General features: G+C 52.7%; 16 protein-coding genes and 1 tRNA gene. 8 read left to right on the top strand and 9 right to left on the bottom strand.

The window, feature by feature from the left end; translation table 11 throughout:
• Positions 1–45: 45 nt before the first annotated feature.
• The 5 genes from RZS32_RS08210 to RZS32_RS08190 all read right to left on the bottom strand — a co-directional run bounded on the left by RZS32_RS08210 (position 46) and on the right by RZS32_RS08190 (position 8133).
• Positions 46–711: a glutathione S-transferase family protein gene (locus tag RZS32_RS08210; RefSeq protein WP_317056514.1), complete on the bottom strand. Its 666-nt coding sequence runs from the start codon at positions 709–711 to the stop codon at positions 46–48.
• Positions 712–768: 57 nt separating this feature from the next.
• Entirely contained in the window at positions 769–1503 is a 735-nt protein-coding gene (mtgA, locus tag RZS32_RS08205) for a monofunctional biosynthetic peptidoglycan transglycosylase (RefSeq protein ID WP_422395946.1), read from the bottom strand.
• A gap of 117 nt (positions 1504–1620) precedes the next feature.
• Complete coding sequence (gene gltB, locus RZS32_RS08200) at positions 1621–6153, bottom strand: glutamate synthase large subunit (RefSeq protein WP_317056513.1); 4533 nt, start codon at positions 6151–6153, stop codon at positions 1621–1623.
• A gap of 4 nt (positions 6154–6157) precedes the next feature.
• Positions 6158–6589 carry a GFA family protein gene (locus tag RZS32_RS08195; RefSeq protein ID WP_317056512.1) on the bottom strand — a complete coding sequence of 144 codons (432 nt, stop codon included), beginning with the start codon at positions 6587–6589 and terminating at the stop codon, positions 6158–6160.
• Positions 6590–6699: 110 nt separating this feature from the next.
• Positions 6700–8133, bottom strand: coding sequence for an NAD(P)-dependent oxidoreductase (locus RZS32_RS08190; RefSeq protein WP_317056511.1), 1434 nt, complete (start codon positions 8131–8133; stop codon positions 6700–6702).
• A 213-nt stretch (positions 8134–8346) separates the two neighbouring features.
• On the opposite strand from RZS32_RS08190, the gene RZS32_RS08185 reads away from it, so the two are divergent.
• Positions 8347–9150, top strand: a complete 804-nt coding sequence (locus RZS32_RS08185; RefSeq protein ID WP_317056510.1) for an undecaprenyl-diphosphate phosphatase — start codon at positions 8347–8349, stop codon at positions 9148–9150.
• A gap of 9 nt (positions 9151–9159) precedes the next feature.
• Here the strand turns inward: RZS32_RS08185 and RZS32_RS08180 are convergent, their stop codons facing one another.
• Positions 9160–10143, bottom strand: a complete 984-nt coding sequence (locus RZS32_RS08180; RefSeq protein ID WP_317056509.1) for a complex I NDUFA9 subunit family protein — start codon at positions 10141–10143, stop codon at positions 9160–9162.
• A 139-nt stretch (positions 10144–10282) separates the two neighbouring features.
• Here RZS32_RS08180 and RZS32_RS08175 point away from each other — a divergent pair.
• The 7 genes from RZS32_RS08175 (at position 10283) to RZS32_RS08145 (ending at position 14193) form a co-directional block, all read left to right on the top strand.
• A tRNA-Leu gene (locus RZS32_RS08175) sits at positions 10283–10369 on the top strand.
• A 23-nt stretch (positions 10370–10392) separates the two neighbouring features.
• Positions 10393–11004 carry a ribonuclease D gene (locus RZS32_RS08170; protein ID WP_317056508.1) on the top strand — a complete coding sequence of 204 codons (612 nt, stop codon included), beginning with the start codon at positions 10393–10395 and terminating at the stop codon, positions 11002–11004.
• Between the two features lie 44 nt (positions 11005–11048).
• On the top strand, positions 11049–11621 hold the full coding sequence (locus RZS32_RS08165) for a hypothetical protein (RefSeq protein WP_317056507.1): 573 nt from the start codon (positions 11049–11051) through the stop codon (positions 11619–11621).
• Positions 11618–12115 carry a lipopolysaccharide transport periplasmic protein LptA gene (lptA, locus tag RZS32_RS08160; RefSeq protein ID WP_317056506.1) on the top strand — a complete coding sequence of 166 codons (498 nt, stop codon included), beginning with the start codon at positions 11618–11620 and terminating at the stop codon, positions 12113–12115. Before RZS32_RS08165 ends, lptA begins: the two co-directional genes overlap by 4 nt.
• Positions 12116–12118: 3 nt before the next feature.
• Positions 12119–12877: an LPS export ABC transporter ATP-binding protein gene (gene lptB / locus RZS32_RS08155; protein WP_317056505.1), complete on the top strand. Its 759-nt coding sequence runs from the start codon at positions 12119–12121 to the stop codon at positions 12875–12877.
• 237 nt (positions 12878–13114) lie between these two features.
• Entirely contained in the window at positions 13115–13678 is a 564-nt protein-coding gene (hpf, locus tag RZS32_RS08150) for a ribosome hibernation-promoting factor, HPF/YfiA family (protein ID WP_317056504.1), read from the top strand.
• Between the two features lie 50 nt (positions 13679–13728).
• Complete coding sequence (locus RZS32_RS08145) at positions 13729–14193, top strand: PTS sugar transporter subunit IIA (protein ID WP_317056503.1); 465 nt, start codon at positions 13729–13731, stop codon at positions 14191–14193.
• Here RZS32_RS08145 and RZS32_RS08140 read toward each other — a convergent pair.
• From RZS32_RS08140 to RZS32_RS08130, 3 genes are read right to left on the bottom strand one after another with little or no spacing between them, the layout of a single operon-like run.
• Positions 14170–15630 (bottom strand): sulfotransferase family 2 domain-containing protein, encoded by a 1461-nt coding sequence (locus tag RZS32_RS08140; protein ID WP_317056502.1) that lies wholly within the window; start codon positions 15628–15630, stop codon positions 14170–14172. The genes RZS32_RS08145 and RZS32_RS08140 overlap by 24 nt on opposite strands.
• Positions 15631–15635: 5 nt before the next feature.
• Positions 15636–17336 carry a beta-1,6-N-acetylglucosaminyltransferase gene (locus tag RZS32_RS08135; protein WP_317056501.1) on the bottom strand — a complete coding sequence of 567 codons (1701 nt, stop codon included), beginning with the start codon at positions 17334–17336 and terminating at the stop codon, positions 15636–15638.
• A gap of 13 nt (positions 17337–17349) precedes the next feature.
• Positions 17350–18336: a glycosyltransferase family 2 protein gene (locus RZS32_RS08130; RefSeq protein ID WP_317056500.1), complete on the bottom strand. Its 987-nt coding sequence runs from the start codon at positions 18334–18336 to the stop codon at positions 17350–17352.
• Positions 18337–18374: the final 38 nt, after the last annotated feature.

Genomic DNA, 18374 nt, shown 5'->3' with positions numbered 1-18374 from the left:
AAATACTCTGGGGTGAGGCCGTAGGCCGAGGGGCAAAGCCCCTCCCTAAAAGTCGAGATCTGCATAATGCGCAGGTGGCGGAAAGCCCGGAACCTGATCTGCGAGAATACTGCGAAACGCAGGCCGCGACTTGATCTTGGCGTACCAATCTTTGACCGTTTCGGACCGGTTCCAATCCACGTCAGAGATGTAGTCCAAGCTCGAAATATGGGCGGCTGCCGCAAAATCGGCCATCGTCATCACATCTCCGGCCAGCCATCGACGGCGATCCAGCAACCAGGTCATGTAATCCAAATGAAACTTTATCGCCTTTGCCCCAGCCTTGACATTCGTGCTGTCGGGAAATCCCTGGCCCATGACCTTTTTGTTGACGCGCTCATACAACAGCTTCGACGTTACTTCGCTATGAAACTTGTCATCGAACCACGCCACAATGCGGCGCACTTCGAACTTGGCTTCATGCCCTTTCGGCATCAGCGCAGGTTCCGGGTACTTTCCCTCAAGATACTCGCAAATTGGCGTACTCTCCGACATTGTCATGTTGTCGATCTTGAGCACCGGAACCTTGCCCGCCGGATTGCGCCTTAGAAAATCAGCATCAGCTTCCCAATAGCGCTCTTCAGCTAATTCACATTCGATCTTTTTCTCCGCCAAAACCAGGCGAACTTTTCTGCAAAAGGGGGAAAGCGGCACGTGATACAGCTTGGCCATGCGAATTCCGGATATTGGACGTAAACTGCCCCTCAATGCCCCGTTTGCGACCGTATTTCAATCCTCGAAACACGCAGCACGCCCATCGCGGCGGATCGTGGCCGCGCCGTCCCGCACTTGTCGCGCGCGTTTTCGAACGAAATTGCTCGGCTTAGAGGCTGATCGCTCTTTGGGGTTGGGTAAAATTGCAGCAAGCAACCCGGCTTGCTGCTCGTTTAGATTTTCTGGGCCTGTCCCAAAATAGTGACGCGATGCCGCTTCGACACCAAACACACCTTCACCAAACTCAGCCACGTTGAGGTAAACCTCCAGAATACGTTGTTTCGACCAAAAGGTTTCGACCAAAGGCGTGATCAACGCCTCTAATGCTTTCCGTGACCAGCTGCGACCATGCCACAAATAGACATTCTTGACGACTTGCTGAGAAAGCGTCGACGCCCCACGCCCCGCACCATCTTCTAAAGCGGTGCGAATGGCGTTCATGTCGAAGCCCCAATGCAAACAAAAATTCGCGTCTTCTGCCGCCACCAAAGAGCGCGGCATCGCTTCCGCCATCTCATCAATCGGCACCCATTGGTGATCGATACCAGACAGCCGTGACGCTTCTTGCGACATATATAGCGTGCGAGGAGGATCCAGATACGCATGTACTGCCACGGTGGCGCTTACAATAACGGCTACGATAAGCGCCGCACGCAAAACCCAACGCCAAACCCAGCGGACGGGCGTAAGCATGCGCTCGATCAGGCGCGCCGGCAGGCTTGGTTTGGGTTTGGATTTATGCTTCGCCATCAACGCCAGCTATAACGCAGCAAGACCATGAGCGGTCAATCCGCCGCTTGATATGGTACAGAAGAATGGAAGAGCGTGTGCCCAATACACACACCCATCCATTCATGTTCTTAGACTCTATTCCGCCGGAATTGCATCTTCTCCAATGCCCAGCGGATGTTCCAGCTTATCAAGCATCTCTTTAGGACAAACCTGAACAAAATTCGCGCGTTCCACGTCCCAATATTGAAGGATGGTCTGCGCAATCTGGCTTCCTGTTTCTGACGCATGCCGCTCGATCAATTCTTCAAGCTGATTGACCCAAAATTGTTCCGTCACAGGGCAGGTCACAACCGTTTCTCGGTTGATAAGTTTGTCAGTCAGGTCCTGAGGATCATAGAGATACGCCATGCCACCCGTCATACCCGCCGCAAAATTCGCCCCGACCGAGCCAAGGATCACCGCGACACCACCGGTCATGTATTCACATCCGTTCGATCCACAGCCTTCTATCACCACTTTCGCACCCGAGTTGCGAACCGCAAACCGTTCACCGGCTCGCCCCGAGGCAAAGAGGTATCCATCTGTCGCGCCATAGAGCACTGTGTTTCCAATGATCGTGTTGTTGGCCGCTTCAAGCGGGCTGGTCATCGGCGGACGCACCACAATTGTAGCGCCAGACAACCCTTTGCCGACATAATCATTGGCATCACCCGACACTTCGACCTTCAACCCTGGAGCGCCAAATGCACCAAGGCTTTGCCCGGCACTGCCGGTTAGCTTGACCGTCAGGTGATTGGGCTGCAGCGCATTACGCATGCCAAAATTGCGCACGATATGGCTCGAAACACGCGTGCCCACCGTTCGATGCGTGTTCTGCACCGCGTAGTGAAGTTGCATCTTCTCACCGTCATTCAGGAACCGCGCAGCATCGCGTACGATCTCAGCGTCGAGTGTATCAGGTACATCATTGCGCGGCCGGTTACGGTCAAAGGTGATGTGTCGCGCGCCATCCACTGAAATAAGCATTGGGTTGAGGTCAAGGTCGTCAAGATGAGCACTCCCTCGGCTCACCTGCGTCAGAAGATCAGGGCGGCCGATCACCTCATCCAGCGACCGTGCGCCGATACTGGCGAGTATTTCGCGCACTTCCTGTGCGTAGAATGTAATCAGATTAACAACTTTGTCGGCATTTCCAGTGAACTTGGCTCTTAGGCTTTCGTCCTGCGTACAAATGCCAACGGGGCATGTGTTTGATTGACACTGACGTACCATAATACACCCCATCGCAATCAACGCCGCTGTACCGATTCCATATTCCTCAGCACCCATCATCGCGGCCATGACAATGTCACGCCCGGTCCGCAGCCCACCATCGGTGCGCAGCGTGATCCGGTCGCGTAGATTGTTCATCGACAGCACCTGGTGCGCCTCGGTCAGGCCCATCTCCCACGGCAGACCGGCATATTTGATCGAGGTCGCAGGCGACGCCCCCGTCCCGCCATTGTGGCCAGAAATCAGGATCACATCCGCCTTCGCCTTGGCCACACCCGCAGCAATTGTGCCGACACCGGATTGCGACACCAGCTTCACACAGACTTTAACCATCGGGTTGATCTGCTTCAGATCGTAGATCAGTTGCGCCAGATCCTCGATGGAGTAGATATCGTGGTGCGGCGGCGGTGAAATCAATGTCACGCCTTCCGTCGAATGCCGCAACCGGGCGATCAACTTGGTCACTTTCATACCGGGCAACTGCCCACCCTCACCGGGTTTCGCTCCTTGCGCGACCTTGATCTCAAGTTCTTCGCATTGATTGAGGTATTCAGCCGTGACACCAAAGCGACCCGACGCCACCTGTTTGATCTTTGCACTGGGGTTGTCACCATTCGGCTCCGGCACGAAATGCGCCGGATCTTCGCCTCCCTCGCCACTGTCGCTGCGCGCGCCAATCCGGTTCATCGCCACGTTCAGCGTCTTATGCGCCTCCGGGCTCAGCGCACCAAGCGACATACCGGGCGTCACAAAGCGTTTCCGAATGGCGGTCACACTTTCCACCTCTTCAATCGGAATTGCTTCTCCCATGGGCTTGATCGCCATCAAGTCCCGCAAATGAATCGGTGGGTTGGCCTGCATCGCCTGGCTGTAACGCTGCCAAAGCTCATAGCTCGCCTTGTTGCAGGCCATCTGCATCATATGCATCGTCTGCGCGCCCCAGGCATGTGTCTCGCCAGATTTACGCGCCTTGTAAAAACCACCGATCGGCAGCACATCTTTACCACCCTGGAACGCCTTGGCGTGTATCTCTTCCAGCTTGCCCTGAATACCGGATACGCCAATCCCCGAAATCCGGCTGGTTAGCCCCGGGAAATACTCCGCACACATGGCTCGGCTCAGCCCCACAGCCTCAAAGTTCAAACCACCTCGATACGACGAGATCACACTGATTCCCATCTTCGACATGATCTTCAAAAGACCCTGATCAATTGCCGTACGGTATCGAGCCACAGCTTCTGTCAAGGACCCGTCCAGAAGGCCGCGATCAATCCGATCCGCTAAGCTGTCTTCGGCGAGATACGGGTTTACCACCGTCGCACCAGCACCGATCAAAACAGCAAAATAGTGTGGGTCAATACACTCAGCCGAGCGCACGTTCAGACTGGTGAATGTCCGCAAACCTTCTCGCGTCAAATGGCCATGCACCGCACTTGTCGCCAGGATCATTGGCATCCCGATACGCGTCTCACTCACATTCTGATCTGTCAGAACGATATGCCCTGTACCAGACCGAACGGCGTCCTCCACTTCGGCGCGAATGCGTTGTAGTCCCGCCTGCAAAGCGCCCTTGCCAGCTTCAAACGTACAATCGATCACCGCAGCATCTGCATTAAAGCTCTCAAGCAGCACATCCCATTGTGCGTTTCCAACAAATGGACTTTCCAGAACGATAATTTCGGTCTGGCTGCTGGACTCATCCAGCACGTTCTTGAGGTTGCCGAACCGGGTCTTCAGACTCATCACCCGGTATTCGCGCAAACTGTCGATAGGTGGATTGGTAACCTGACTAAAATTCTGACGGAAATAGTGGCTCAGCGGGCGGTACTTCGTCGACAAAACCGCACTGGGTGTGTCGTCGCCCATACTCGCCACGGCCTCTTTACCATCCTCCGCCATAGGCGCCAGAACTTGTTCCAACTCCTCCATGGAGTATCCCGCCGCTATCTGACGACGACTAAGGTCCGCACCTGTTACCAGAGGTCTCTCAGCGGCTTGAGCAAGCTTTTCGTCAAGATCGACAATCTTGCCAACCCACTCACCAAAGGGCAAGGCCCGCGCCAGCTTGTCCTTGATCTCGGTGTCGTGGAACAAAAGCCCCTTCTTGGTGTCCACGGCCAGCATCTGACCCGGGCCAAGCGCACCTTTCTCGCGAACTGTGGCCTCGTCAATCGGCACCATGCCCGCCTCGGAGCCTGCGATCACCAATCCATCCCCGGTCACCACATAACGCATGGGACGTAGACCGTTGCGATCCATCCCGGCACACACCCAGCGCCCATCCGTCATGGCAAGGGCGGCCGGACCATCCCATGGTTCCATCACTGAGTTGCAGTAGGAATACATGTCACGCCATGACTGCGGCAACTCTTCTGCCTGCTTGGACCAGCTTTCGGGAACCAGCATCGTTTTTGCCATTGGCGCCGAGCGCCCGGCCCGCACCAAAACCTCAAAAACAGAGTCTAATGCCGCCGAATCCGAAGATCCTGAGGCAATAATAGGCTTAATATCTTCCGCCATTTCACCGAAGGATTGAGAGGCCATTCGGATTTCATGGCTCTTCATCCAGTTCACATTGCCCTTAAGCGTGTTGATCTCGCCATTGTGTGCAAGCATGCGGAACGGCTGAGCCAGCCACCATTGTGGGAACGTATTTGTCGAATAACGCTGGTGGTAAATGGCGAAATTCGAAATGAAGCGCTCATCTTTTAGGTCAGGGTAAAACTCCGCCACCTGCTCGGCGAGCATCATTCCTTTGTAAATGATGCTCCGGCAGCTCAGGCTTGCGATGTACAGACCGTCGATTCCTGCCGCCACAACGGCTTTTTCAATCCGACGACGAATAACATAAAGTTCGCGTTCAAAGTCCTCTTCGTCAATGCCCTTGCTGTTCGAGATCAGTATTTGCTCAATTTCGGGTCTGGTCGCGTTCGCCTTTTCTCCCAGAACGCTGATGTCGACCGGAACATGCCGCCAACCATAGATATAGTGACCCATCCGAAGCACTTCGGTTTCCACAATGGTCCGACAAGTTTCCTGCGCCCCGAAATCCGTGCGCGGCAAGAAGACCTGACCCACCGCCATAAGTTCGTCCTGGTTGGGTTCATGGCCGGTCCGGCGCACTTGATCATAGAAAAACGGCGCAGGAATTTGGATGTGGATGCCCGCACCATCACCGGTTTTTCCATCGGCATCCACGGCACCGCGGTGCCAAATGGCCTTGAGCGCATCAATCCCGGCATCAACAACTTTACGGCTTGGCTTGCCATTGACAGAAACCACTAGACCCACACCGCAAGACGAATGTTCTTCCGTTTCTGAATATAGTCCGTTTTCGGCAAGCCACTTGCGCTTACTTTCTTCTTTTTGGGCCCAATTAGTGTCGATTTTGGTCATTGAGTCACTCTTCTTTTGGCGCAAACAAATCTAATGTTTCTTGCGTCGTCATTTTTCTGTGCTCACCGGCAAGCGCGTATCCATCTTGCGCATTGTCGGCAAAAAATTCCAGTTTTAGCGGTGCATCAGCGGCATTCTCAAATAGCCCGGCAGCTGGATGGCGGATACCATCCTCAAAAGTTCCGTACCAAAGCGTAGATCCGCAAATTTCACAGAACCCGCGCTCTGCCCAGTCTGAGGACCGATAGCTTTTTGCCGGGCCATCGAAACTTACGCTGCCAGGCTCCGTGGCAAGGGACATAAACATCGAACTCGTGTGGCGACGGCACATTTCACAGTGGCACGCGCGTATGATCGACGAAGCAAAGCGGGCATGAACAGTTACAGCACCGCAGAGGCACTGTCCTGAAATCTCATGAACCGCTTCGTTCGGCATTCAGTTTTCCTTAACCACCTAGGTCAGCCAACCTGACCATCCTGTTTTGGCCCTAACAAACGCACCGACGCGATACCGACGTAATACCGACACGATACCGACGTTGGTTTTTACTCCGCAGCGACAGCTTGCGCGCCTTGCAAATCATCGAGGATCGTCTGCGCCGCATCCCGCCCATCACGGATGGCCCAGACAACCAAACTTGCGCCACGAACGATGTCGCCAATCGCGTAGACGCCCTGAATAGAGGTTCGGCCGGTCCCATATTCGGCTCGAACTGTGCCCCAGCGCGTGACCTCCAAACCGCTTTGGTTCCATAGGGCAGGGAGGTCTTCTGCTTCAAAACCCAACGCCTTGATCACCAGATCCGCGGGTTCATCAAAATCAGCCCCATCAATTTCTTCCGGGCTCTGACGGCCTGTCGCATCTGGTGGCCCCAAGCGCATTTGCTGAACCTTGACGCTACTGACCGGATCGCCATGAAACGCCTTTGGTGCGCTAAGCCAAACAAATTCCACACCCTCTTCTTCGGCATTGGCGACTTCGCGCTGGCTACCGGGCATGTTGGCGCGGTCTCTACGATAAAGGCATTTCACCGACGTCGCACCTTGCCGCACCGCTGTGCGCACACAATCCATCGCCGTGTCACCACCGCCAATGACAATGACACGCTTGCTCTCCGCGTTCAGTTCACCACTATCAAATTCGGGCACAACGTCCCCAAAACTCTTGCGGTTGCTGGCGGTCAGATAATCAATCGCGCGCACAATGCCCGCCGCACCCGCGCCCGGCCCTGGCAATTCTCGGCTTTTATAGACACCGGTTGCGATCAAAATCGCGTTGTGTTTGGCTTGGATATCTCCAAACGAGATATCGTTGCCCACATCGCAATTCAGCTCGAATGCGACGCCACCTTGCTCAAGCTGGTCAATGCGGCGCATGACAACGTCTTTTTCAAGTTTAAAACCAGGAATACCATAGGTCAGAAGCCCACCTGCACGGTCATATCGGTCATAGACCGTCACCTGAAGGCCCGCCTGACGCAGGACATCTGCCGCAGCCAGACCACCGGGACCCGCGCCAATAATTGCAACAGACTCGGTCCGCTCCGTTTGTGGCGTAATCGGCTGAACCCAGCCTTCTTCCCAAGCTGTATCGGTGATGTACTTCTCAACGGCCCCGATCGTCACTGTGCCATGGCCCGATTGTTCGATCACACAATTGCCTTCACACAGACGGTCCTGGGGGCAGATACGGCCGCAGATTTCCGGAAAAGTATTCGTCGCCTGACTGATGTCATACGCTTCCCGAAGACGACCTTCCGCAGTGAGCCTGAGCCAGTCGGGAATGTTGTTGTGCAAAGGACAATGGTTCTGACAATAGGGCACACCGCACTGACTACAGCGGGCGGACTGTTCCTTTGCCTTTTCATCAGCATATTCCGCATAGATTTCCCCGAAATCCTCTCTGCGAACTTCTGCACCCCGCTTTTCCGGCATGTCCCGTTCAACAGTTACGAATTTCAACATCTGCTCGTTCGCCAAGAAAGCCTCCATTCCACAAGTCCAATCTCTCTAAAGGACAGAAAGTATAAAATAAAGTCATAAACTATGACCTAATACTGGAAATTTTGCTATTCTCTTTGGATTTTGGTGAAAAGCTTGCATATCTTAGGTCCGATTCGGATCTAAATCACATCTTTTCTCTCAATCCTGGTGGTTTATAGCTGGCCATGAGACAAAAACAGAGGCGCGAGCATGCCGCTTTTCCAACTGATTCTGGTGGCCATCATTCAAGGCATCACAGAATTTTTGCCCGTATCCTCCTCTGGGCACCTGATCCTGTTGCCAAGTTTGACTGGCATGGAAGATCAAGGGCAGGCGATTGATGTCGCTGTCCATGTCGGCACGCTCTTTGCGGTCATCATCTATTTCTGGAGCGACGTGAAGCTGGCCATCCTTGGACTGCCCCGCATGTGTATCGGAAAGATCGACACCGAAGGAGCAAAGCTTGCACTATTGCTCGTTGTCGCATCCGTTCCCGTGGTTGCATTTGGTCTTATCCTAAAGATCACCGGCCTGGACGAATATCTACGCTCCATAGCTGTCATTGGATGGGCCATGCTCGTGTTCGGCCTATTCCTCTATTGGTCCGATCAGGTTGGCGGGACGACCAAAACAGACAAAGACTGGTCAATCCCCGATGCGCTGGTCATCGGTGTCTGGCAAGCGATTGCCCTTATCCCCGGCACATCACGCTCGGGCATCACAATCACAGGTGCCCGATTCATGGGATATGCCCGGCACGACGCAGCCAAAATCGCGATGCTCATGTCGATCCCAACCATAATTGCAAGCGGTGTCTTCCTTGCAGGCGAAACCATGGTGAATGCCGATATGGCTTTGCTTAGAGACGGCGCAATCGCGGCCGCTATCGCTTTTGTCGCAGCGCTCTTGGCACTTGTGCTGATGATGCGTTTGTTGCGCAGCGTGTCATTCACACCTTACGTGATTTACCGCATTCTGCTGGGCTTGGTGCTACTCTTTATCGCTTACACTTAAGCGCCGATATCAATCTGCACGCAAATTCTTCGCCGACTCTTTGAGCGCCTCGTACTGCCCTGCAGGTCGGAACCGCCAAAGATAACCCGGGATCACCGCCTCTATCGCAACAGGCCGAATACCCAAGTCCATCAGTGTCTTAGCACCATCTTGCACAACGTTATCAACGCGCAAGCTTCGAACCTGATCCCGCGTGATCTGAGGTGGCACAAGACCTCCGGTCAGAAATTGAACAACCTCCATTCCCATGGCAATCATATTCGCAGCCCAGAATGGAATATTCATAATCAGGCGACGGCGTCGAATGACGTTGAGCATGTGCTGCATAAGTTCGCGAAATGTGTTCACATCCGGTCCGCCCAGCTCATAGACACCCGGCGCAGCATCGCCCTCAACACCCATGGCTGCGGCCTCTGCAACATTGTCCACATAGACAGGCTGAAATTTGGTGTCGGCCCCAACAACAGGCAAGATCGGACCAAACCGAGTCAGTCCGGCAAATCGATTGAAAAACTGATCTTCTGGCCCAAAAATCACAGACGGTCGCAGAACAACAGCACCGGGCATATGCGAAAGCACGGCCTCTTCACCCTTTGCCTTGGACCGACTGTAGAGGCTATCTGAGGCCAAATCCGCACCAATCGAAGAGATGTGCACCATACGTCCGACGCCTTCCTCGGCTGCGATACGCGCGATGCGCTCCGCGCCAAGGTGCTGGACCGCTTCAAAACTGTTCTTCCCGCCTTTGTCGAATGTGCCAACACAATTCACGACAGCATCAGCCCCTTGCATCACCGCGCGCACGCTATTGTCGTCACGAATGTTGCAAAACACAGGTTCCACTTGTCCAACCACACCATAGGGTTTCACATGCATCGCCTCATTCGGGCGCCGCACGGCCACCCGCACACGCCAACCAGACTTTGCCAATCTGCGGGCGATATACCGCCCAACAAACCCAGAACCGCCATAGATGGTGACAAGCTTCGACATAAGAGGTGCTCCCGTTGCGCCTAACGATCATTACGTACCTCTGTCCCGGCCTTTCGACAAGGCGGTTTGATGTCCCAGTGGTCAGGCGAATTGGCGTTGACACATCTGGGCCAGATGTCTACATGCCCAAACGACACCGGCCCAGGTGGCGGAATTGGTAGACGCGCTAGCTTCAGGTGCTAGTGTCCGTATGGACGTGGAGGTTCGAGTCCTCTCCTGGGCACCATTCCTCCCGAGAAGGGAATGAGAATGGCCAACCACTTTCACAAAAACGATCTACCTGACGGTCTCGACTTAGGACCCTCTGTTGCCATTGATTGTGAAACCATGGGCTTAAACCCTCATCGCGACAGGCTGTGTGTCGTGCAGCTATCTGGTGGTGACGGGGATGCCCATATTGTGCAGATCGAACAGGGTCAAAAATCCGCCCCCAACCTGGAAACTCTGCTCGTAAATCCGAAAGTGCTGAAACTCTTCCATTTTGGACGCTTTGATATCGCCGCGCTGTTTCATGCCTTTGGCGCGCTCACAACACCGGTCTACTGCACCAAGATCGCAAGCAAACTGGTCCGAACCTATACAGATCGCCATGGACTGAAATTCCTTTTACAAGAGCTTCTGGATATCGACATTTCTAAACAACAACAGTCCTCCGACTGGGGAGCACAAACGCTAACCGACGCCCAACTTGACTATGCTGCATCCGATGTACTCTATCTGCATCGGCTCAAGACAGAACTCGACAAGCGCCTAGAACGTGAAGGCAGGCTAGAATTAGCGCAGTCGTGTTTTGATTTCCTCCCCACTCGTGCCAAACTCGATTTGGCCGGCTGGCCCGAAACGGACATCTTTTCACATTGATGATGACATGGCGGGGCGACTTTTATTCTCGATTGGTGGCATGGATGAAAATAGTCCTGCCGCTCGCGGCACTTGGACTCCTTTCAACGCTCTTTCTAATCTCGCAAAGCATTGATCCGACCAAGGCTATTCCGGTCGTCGAATTGGATCTGGAACAAAGGGCCCAAGATCAAGGAGCGACCAATGCTGCTTTTGCTGGGGTGACACGTGGTGGTGATGAAATAATGTTGGACGCAGTCTCAGCTCGCCCATCGCCAGAAGATGCGCGCATCATCAATGCAAAAGACGTGTCAGCGGAACTGACACTTGTGTCCGGCACAGTGATTGACGTGTCCGCAAAAAATGCCAGCCTGAATCAGAAAAACAACACAGCGGCGATGGCCGGGAGCGTTCGTTTCAAGACAACAACGGGCTATGACATCGGAACAGAGCAGTTGAATGCCGACTTTAACATCCTGCACGCAGAATCCCCTGGCCCCATTTCGGGTGAAGGCCCTCCGGGTGTTTTGACAGCTGGTCGCATGATTTTGACTAGTAATGAAGAGACAGGAACCTCACATTTGGTTTTCACCGACCGCGTGAAGCTGATATACAGTGGACATATTAATGAGGAATGACGCACGTGCTTCGTTTCGTACATCTTAGACTGTTTCTTGCCATGCTTTGCCTTCCAGGTATTGCATATGCCCAAGGGGCTCAGATTGCCTTTGGCGATACGTCACAAAACAGTCGGCTTCCAGTCGAAGTAACGGCCGACAATTTGGACGTGAACCAAGATGATGGAACTGCTGTTTTTACAGGTAATGTACTGATTGGGCAGGGTGAAATGCGGCTTTCGGCCCCACGGGTGCTTGTTGTTTACAAATCTGACCAAAGCGGAATTGAAAAGCTGGAGGCCACTGGTGGTGTGACTTTGGTAAGTGGCGAAGACGCAGCAGAAGCTCAAAGAGCGGATTACGACATCGATTCTGGCCTGATTGAAATGCAGGGAAATGTTCTTCTCGTCCAAGGCAGCAACTCACTGACCGGCGACACCATGTTTGTTGATACCCGCGCAGGCACAGCACGCGTGAGCGGCAGGGTCAAAACCATCCTACAACCCGAAAATTGATCCATGGCCAAACCTGAACTCCACATCGCGCATGAAAATGGCGGGCTAACTGTCGATAACCTGCGAAAAAGCTACAAGAAGCGCGTGGTCATTCGCGATGTGTCGCTTCAGTTGCAGCAAGGTGAAGTTGTTGCACTTCTGGGGCCAAACGGGTCGGGGAAAACAACAACGTTCTATGCCATTGCCGGTCTGATTTATCCAGAGGGCGGTAGTGTTTCCATAGACGGCAAAGACGTGTCCAACTTGCCCATGTATCGCCGCGCTAAACTAGGTATCGGATATCTTCCGCAAGAGATGTCGATCTTTCGCGGGATGAGCGTGGAAGATAACATTATGTCGATCCTCGACATCTCTCAGCCATCTCGTCGCAAAAGACGCGAGCGTCTGGAAGAACTATTGTCAGAATTTTCTATAGAGCATCTAAGACGTGCACCTGCACTTGCGCTTTCGGGTGGTGAACGCCGCCGTGTTGAAATCGCGCGCTGTCTGGCTGCACATCCAAAATACCTGCTTTTAGATGAACCTTTCGCCGGCGTTGACCCAATTTCCGTCGGCGATATCCGCCATCTTGTGGCTGACCTTAAAAAGCGGGGCATTGGCGTGCTCATCACGGATCACAATGTGCGCGAAACACTCGAGATCGTGGATCGCGCATACATCCTGCATGATGGCAAGGTTTTGATGTCTGGCTCTCCGGATGAAGTGGTATCCAACGAGAACGTCCGACGTGTCTATCTTGGTGATAATTTTCGGATTTCTTAACGAAATTGCCGCCTAAAATGCATGCAAGATGACGTCAACCTCATTGACAAGTGACCCACAAAAAGCCTCAAATAAAGTCATGCCTTATGCGGTCTTTGCATTGATAGCTGAGTCATTCTGGTGTCACCGGACAAACTTCGATCAAGCAACCCGATGGGTTAAATTTCCCGACCAGAGTTTTGGACAACCGGGCCTGCTGCCCGCTTAATGCTCTCTCGGCCTTTTGGAGGATATTCTATGCGCTATCAGATCAGTGGAAAACAAATCGACATCGGAAGCGCATTACAGACCCATGTGGAAAATGAATTGAACTCGGTGGTCGAAAAATACGCCGAACGCCCAACAGACGCGAACGTCATATTTTCCAAAAGTGCCGCGGAATTTGTGTGTGAAGCAACAATTCACCTTTCCACCGGGCTAACCGCGCAGGCCAAGGCACATGCGCACGAGATTTATGCTGCGTTTGATCAATGTAGCGAAAAAATGGAAAAGCAGCTTCGCCGCTATAAACGCAGACTGAAGGATCATCACAGACAGCGTTCAGAACCAGTTGAACTTTCAGAAGCTTCCGCATATATCCTCGCTTCCAACAGCAGCGGTGAAGAATCGGAACCGGATACGCTTCAGCCGATCATTGTGGCTGAAATGGAAACGCAAATTCCCTCCCTTTCCGTGGGCGAGGCTGTTATGCAAATGGAATTGGCCGGTGCGCCGGTGCTTGTGTTCAGAAACGAAGGCAAAGATGGATTGAACGTCGTATATCGCAGAGATGACGGCAACATTGGGTGGATCGATCCGTAAACCAAATCAGCAGCAGGTAAGAGATCCTGCGCTTTGGAGCAAAAAATCAGATGCAATTTTCTGAAATCCTCAAACCTGAGGCAATTCGGGTATTTTCCTCAGTTTCGAGTAAGAAACGCCTCTTGCATGAGCTTGGCACGATTGCCGAGGCGGCATACGATCTGGATCACGCCAAATCGGTTGAGGCGCTTTTGGAACGTGAGGCTCTTGGGCCAACCGGAGTGGGTCACGGTGTTGCCTTACCTCACGCGAGGCTTGATGGAACGGACAAGGTCGTGGGTGCCGTAGTACTTCTCGACAGACCGATCGATTTTTCCTCTGTCGACCGTCAGCCTGTGGATCTGGTGTTTGCTCTTTTTGCACCAAAAGATGCTGGCGTTGAGCATCTCAAAGCCCTGGCGTTGGTGTCGAGAACACTGCGTGACCCTTCTATTTGCGCTAAATTGCGCGCCAACAATGATCCTGCAACGCTGTATGCGATTATTACGGAATCACAGTCGGTTCAGGCCGCTTGAAACCCCACTCACTGTCCAAGCATCAAAACCGAACATCATATAGTCGCGTTGATAAATCTGCGCGACATGCTTTTCGATTTTGTCGTCATAAATCTCGACAAGTTTAAAGGGCAAAGCGTCCTCTGTTTCCATTAAACTTGGTGTGTTTTTCAATCCGACTTTGGCTGCAAGCTGACGCAATTCACTATCGAGTTGATCTTCACGCAGAAGCTGATCTGGCACTATAAATTGAGACATACCTTGAAGGACCGCTGCCTGTGTGGCCCAGTGGGCATCAACACGAATGGCTGTCTGACCAGACAGGTTCGCGGTCAAGAAGTCAAGGAATCCGAGGAATGCATCGCGATGCTCTGCCAAGCCATAGGTCTCGGACGGAAATCTTCCTGGCAAAGGCACTTTGAACGAGTTTCGTAGAATTTTTCGAATGCCTTCGAATGTCCCGGGTCCGGTCTGCAGTATCTTCGTGCAAAAGGCGTGGTGCACTCGCGCGACAGGATGTCGAAGCACCGAAAAGCATCGGTGACCCACATTTTTTCGTTTCCACTGTCGCAGCGATTTCTGATTGAGACCGGTTTGCAACTCGTCGAGCGAACAGCCGTCGAGTTGTGCCATCCAAGAAAGCACGGTCATTTCAGGTCCGGAGCGGATGGGTAAATAAAGAAGCGGCGCATGCGCACAGGCGACAAAACTTGGCACGGCAGGGCCACGGCGCGGCTCAAAACTGGGCGTGCGATGCAAGTTGAGGCGATCAAGTGCAGCGATAGCTTTGTCCATCTCCTGAACATTGGAAACCTTGTCACTCAACGAACTAGGATTTTGCTTTTTTAACCCTTTATCGAGGCCATCCAGTGTTTCTTCGCTTCCTAAAAAGCGTGCGAGGCCATTAATCACTTCAAGATCCTGCAAGTCCTCGTAGGCTATGTAAAACGCAGTTTGCCCGGTTTTCTGCAGATGGTTCAGCAACCGAACCTGAAACTCATGTATCCGGGTCACATGCTCTTCAAACTCAGCTGCATCAAAACGAACGCGGCTATCCTTGCGACGTTTGACGTTGGTGAGTTTCCACTGTCCGGTGGCCTGTGCAATCTTCCATGAAACATAGCTGTCCAATGGATTGCGCGTCAGTATGATTTTGGCACATCGCGTGTCGTTCAAAACCGTGTCCAATATCCTTGGATCATGATCGTTGAAGTATCGAAAGCCGCCGATGCCAGAGGGTCTATTCTTGATTGCATCAATTAAACGCTGGGGATCAGCATCTCTGGTGGCGCGCGTGACACCCACGATCTCGGTCTTGTTTGGATATCCTATGAAATGTGGATTAAAGGCCTCTCCAAAGCATTCAAATCTATCAAAAGCATTTATATTCGCTTCCAGAAAATTGGACCCTGTGCGCATCTCGGCGAACAAAACGAAATAGTCGAAGCGATCTGCCATAAACGCTATCGCACCAGATAAGGTTTCGGCTTGTCTTGGTTCGGCTCATGCAAACGATGCTCAACCGGAAAATCACCCATGAGATAGGGATGCATGCCCTGGTTCTTCAAATTCTGCAGAAACTGGCCAAATCCTGTCAGGTCTGACATTTTCGGCACCTCTGCCAGCCCAAACTGAGTTTGTTTCCCAATCTCATCGATGATCGTCTGGAGCGGTTCCATCGGCGCTTCGATGAATTCTGCCATTGTCCAAATACGCACCCGTGCTTTGGCCCAAGGTGATCTCAGAACATCGAGATGTTTGCTTTCTGTTTGTTGTAATCGTGCGGCTTCCTGGCGAATGTCAGAGAAGTTTTTGTTCGACTTAAACAATGCAACTGCCCAGGCACCAGAAATCACAGATATCTGAGCATTTGGATCCTTAGCGATATCCCACTCAATATCTTTGATTTCATCCCGCGGACCCATTTGAAAACACTGCCGCTCACCACGCGTATTCCAAATGAGACTGGATAGAAACGCGCGTGGATTATAGTCCCGCAATGTAGCACTACCGCTCAGCGCTCCGTTCATGACAGTCTGGCCATCCGAAAACTCCGCCCTCTCAGGCGCAAACAAATGACCATGGACTCGCGTTCCTGTCACTTTGGCCAGCCAGGGTTCGAAATTCTCAAACAGATCGCTGAACCCTTGGAAAACTGAATATTGCGCGCAGGTCAGCCCATTCTCCCGCCCTTCAACCGGAAAGCGGCTTTGCATGAACAGTCCACGCCTACCGCGCGTTCGGCGCTCAACAGCCTTGGCAAAAATTCTGTCGATTTTTCCCGGGTTAGGTTCTGTGCGTTTCATCGCGCCGGCGGGGTCCATTAGGAACGCATCATAAAGCCGGTTTGCGAAAGGCCAGATCTTGCGCGCCACAAAACAATCTGACCGACGCAAAAGCTGCAAGTGATCATCATAGAAAATATGCGGCTTTCCCTGATAGTCGAACTTTGAAAGTGTCAGCGACCGGCTTTCTATCTGGCGCGAGTAAAGGCGAGACAGGGTCTGAAAATAACTTTCGTCAGGGATCCAAACCTTGCTGAAGTACCGGTCATAAACCGAACGATCCGGGTCATCGAGAATAGCCGATAAGGTTTGTCGAGTCAGACACCACCACTGACTTCCCATATGTGGGACAATTCCGTTTGGTATGCGTCTGCGGTACCGAACCAATCTTTGAACGGCGACGTATTTGTCAAACATGAACCTGTTTTTACGCCACGAAAACGGGAAGCTGAGCGTGAAGCGCTCTTTGTCAAAACCTCCGATCGTCCAGGGTACATCTGAGGTCGTGGCAGATTCGATGAAGTCTGTTTGAGGGCGCTCTGCAAGATAATCAATGAGTTCCTGAACAGGCCGTAAGGGAAGACATGACCCCGAAGCGAGATAAACATGACGCACATGCGCGAACTCGTCCAACATCATCCGTGAAGCACTCTGTGTCGCGGCAACCAATCCCCATGTGCCCCATTCGCATCGGTGTCTTTTGGAAAACCGAACGTTAGGTAGGTCAGACAAAGCTTCGACAAACTCATTATACGGCCCGGAAAGCACATTCTTGTCGACATGTACGATGATCGGACAGCCAGCAGCGGACCAATGGCGCGCAACCTGCTCAGCACGGTCAAAGGCCGTGTGAACCAGCATGATAATGCCTACGCTCATCCGCTGCTCTTCCTCATGCCCAGTTCCCCTTTGACATTAGTCCGAGGATTTCAAGTTGCCTCCAGTTTATATATTTTTCCGACCATTTGCACCAAAGGTCTGGATTTTCTTGCACAGACTCCACATAGGCCTTGTATTCGACGCTGCCCTGATAGTGCTGTTTGCGCCGCAATTCCTCTTCGGCCTTTGCCGCAAACGTATTGAGAAACTTTACATGAAGCAGGATACCACTGGCTTTTTCGCCGCCCCATTCATCGTAGGTCAGGTTAAGGCCACGCGGCAAAAGCATGTGAGTTGAGCTGATGTAAGTGTAGCGTTTGTCCCACTTCACCAAAGGCGTCTTGTTCAGCGCAGGCGCTTTCGTAGGCTTGTCCTTAAAAAACATCCGGCTGCGCGGTCCGCCCTGAATCCAAAGGTTACCGTAGCGCCTGTTCTTCTCGATCATGTAGTTACCGGGATCAAACCAACTGGCGACCTCCACCGGATCTTGGCCCGGAAGATAAGGCACTGCATCGATACGACCCTTAGGATACATATCCAAAAGCATGGCCCCGAATGAGCGCACCTGGCTTACATCCAGCCAGTCGGTCAATGCCCGGATCGGTCGCGTGTCACAAAACGGATAGATAAACAATTCATCAGGATCGACCACAAGCGTCCAGTGTCCATGCCCGTATTTGCTTTGAAGCCAATTCAACCAATCGACCCCAAACTTCGAATTCTTGTAGCTCGCTTTTGTTGTCCAGACCGACACGTCGCTTTGATTGGCGAGATACTCTCGTCCGCCGTCGCTGCTGTCATTGTCTACGATCAAAAAATGCGCGACGCCAAGATTACGATAATACTTCAGAAAGTAGGGCAGGCGGACATATTCGTCCCTCATAGTTGAAAATAAAAGAATGTCTCCTGGGCGAATCTTGCCTGTGCGGTTCACGACAGGTTTGAGCGAGAAATGCTTCCGGAAAGCACGCACTTGATGGCGCTTTCGGCGCAGCCGCATCACATATGACTGCAACAGACTCAATGATAAACCCTCAT

This window comes from Roseovarius sp. W115, assembly GCF_032842945.2.
Lineage (GTDB): Bacteria > Pseudomonadota > Alphaproteobacteria > Rhodobacterales > Rhodobacteraceae > Roseovarius > Roseovarius rhodophyticola.
The sequence above is the reverse complement of the archived record's forward strand: the minus strand, read 5'-3'. Positions and strand labels throughout refer to the sequence as shown.

What these genes read in the sequence shown, in the direction of transcription:
- RZS32_RS08210 (WP_317056514.1), bottom strand. Translation starts at nt 711, where the DNA reads ATGGCCAAGCTGTATCACGTGCCGCTTTCCCCCTTTTGCAGAAAAGTT.
- mtgA (WP_422395946.1), bottom strand. Translation starts at nt 1,503, where the DNA reads ATGGCGAAGCATAAATCCAAACCCAAACCAAGCCTGCCGGCGCGCCTG.
- gltB (WP_317056513.1), bottom strand. Translation starts at nt 6,153, where the DNA reads ATGACCAAAATCGACACTAATTGGGCCCAAAAAGAAGAAAGTAAGCGC.
- RZS32_RS08195 (WP_317056512.1), bottom strand. Translation starts at nt 6,589, where the DNA reads ATGCCGAACGAAGCGGTTCATGAGATTTCAGGACAGTGCCTCTGCGGT.
- RZS32_RS08185 (WP_317056510.1), top strand. Translation starts at nt 8,347, where the DNA reads ATGCCGCTTTTCCAACTGATTCTGGTGGCCATCATTCAAGGCATCACA.
- RZS32_RS08180 (WP_317056509.1), bottom strand. Translation starts at nt 10,143, where the DNA reads ATGTCGAAGCTTGTCACCATCTATGGCGGTTCTGGGTTTGTTGGGCGG.
- RZS32_RS08170 (WP_317056508.1), top strand. Translation starts at nt 10,393, where the DNA reads ATGGCCAACCACTTTCACAAAAACGATCTACCTGACGGTCTCGACTTA.
- RZS32_RS08165 (WP_317056507.1), top strand. Translation starts at nt 11,049, where the DNA reads ATGAAAATAGTCCTGCCGCTCGCGGCACTTGGACTCCTTTCAACGCTC.
- lptA (WP_317056506.1), top strand. Translation starts at nt 11,618, where the DNA reads ATGACGCACGTGCTTCGTTTCGTACATCTTAGACTGTTTCTTGCCATG.
- lptB (WP_317056505.1), top strand. Translation starts at nt 12,119, where the DNA reads ATGGCCAAACCTGAACTCCACATCGCGCATGAAAATGGCGGGCTAACT.
- hpf (WP_317056504.1), top strand. Translation starts at nt 13,115, where the DNA reads ATGCGCTATCAGATCAGTGGAAAACAAATCGACATCGGAAGCGCATTA.
- RZS32_RS08145 (WP_317056503.1), top strand. Translation starts at nt 13,729, where the DNA reads ATGCAATTTTCTGAAATCCTCAAACCTGAGGCAATTCGGGTATTTTCC.
- RZS32_RS08140 (WP_317056502.1), bottom strand. Translation starts at nt 15,630, where the DNA reads ATGGCAGATCGCTTCGACTATTTCGTTTTGTTCGCCGAGATGCGCACA.
- RZS32_RS08135 (WP_317056501.1), bottom strand. Translation starts at nt 17,336, where the DNA reads ATGAGCGTAGGCATTATCATGCTGGTTCACACGGCCTTTGACCGTGCT.
- RZS32_RS08130 (WP_317056500.1), bottom strand. Translation starts at nt 18,336, where the DNA reads ATGCGGCTGCGCCGAAAGCGCCATCAAGTGCGTGCTTTCCGGAAGCAT.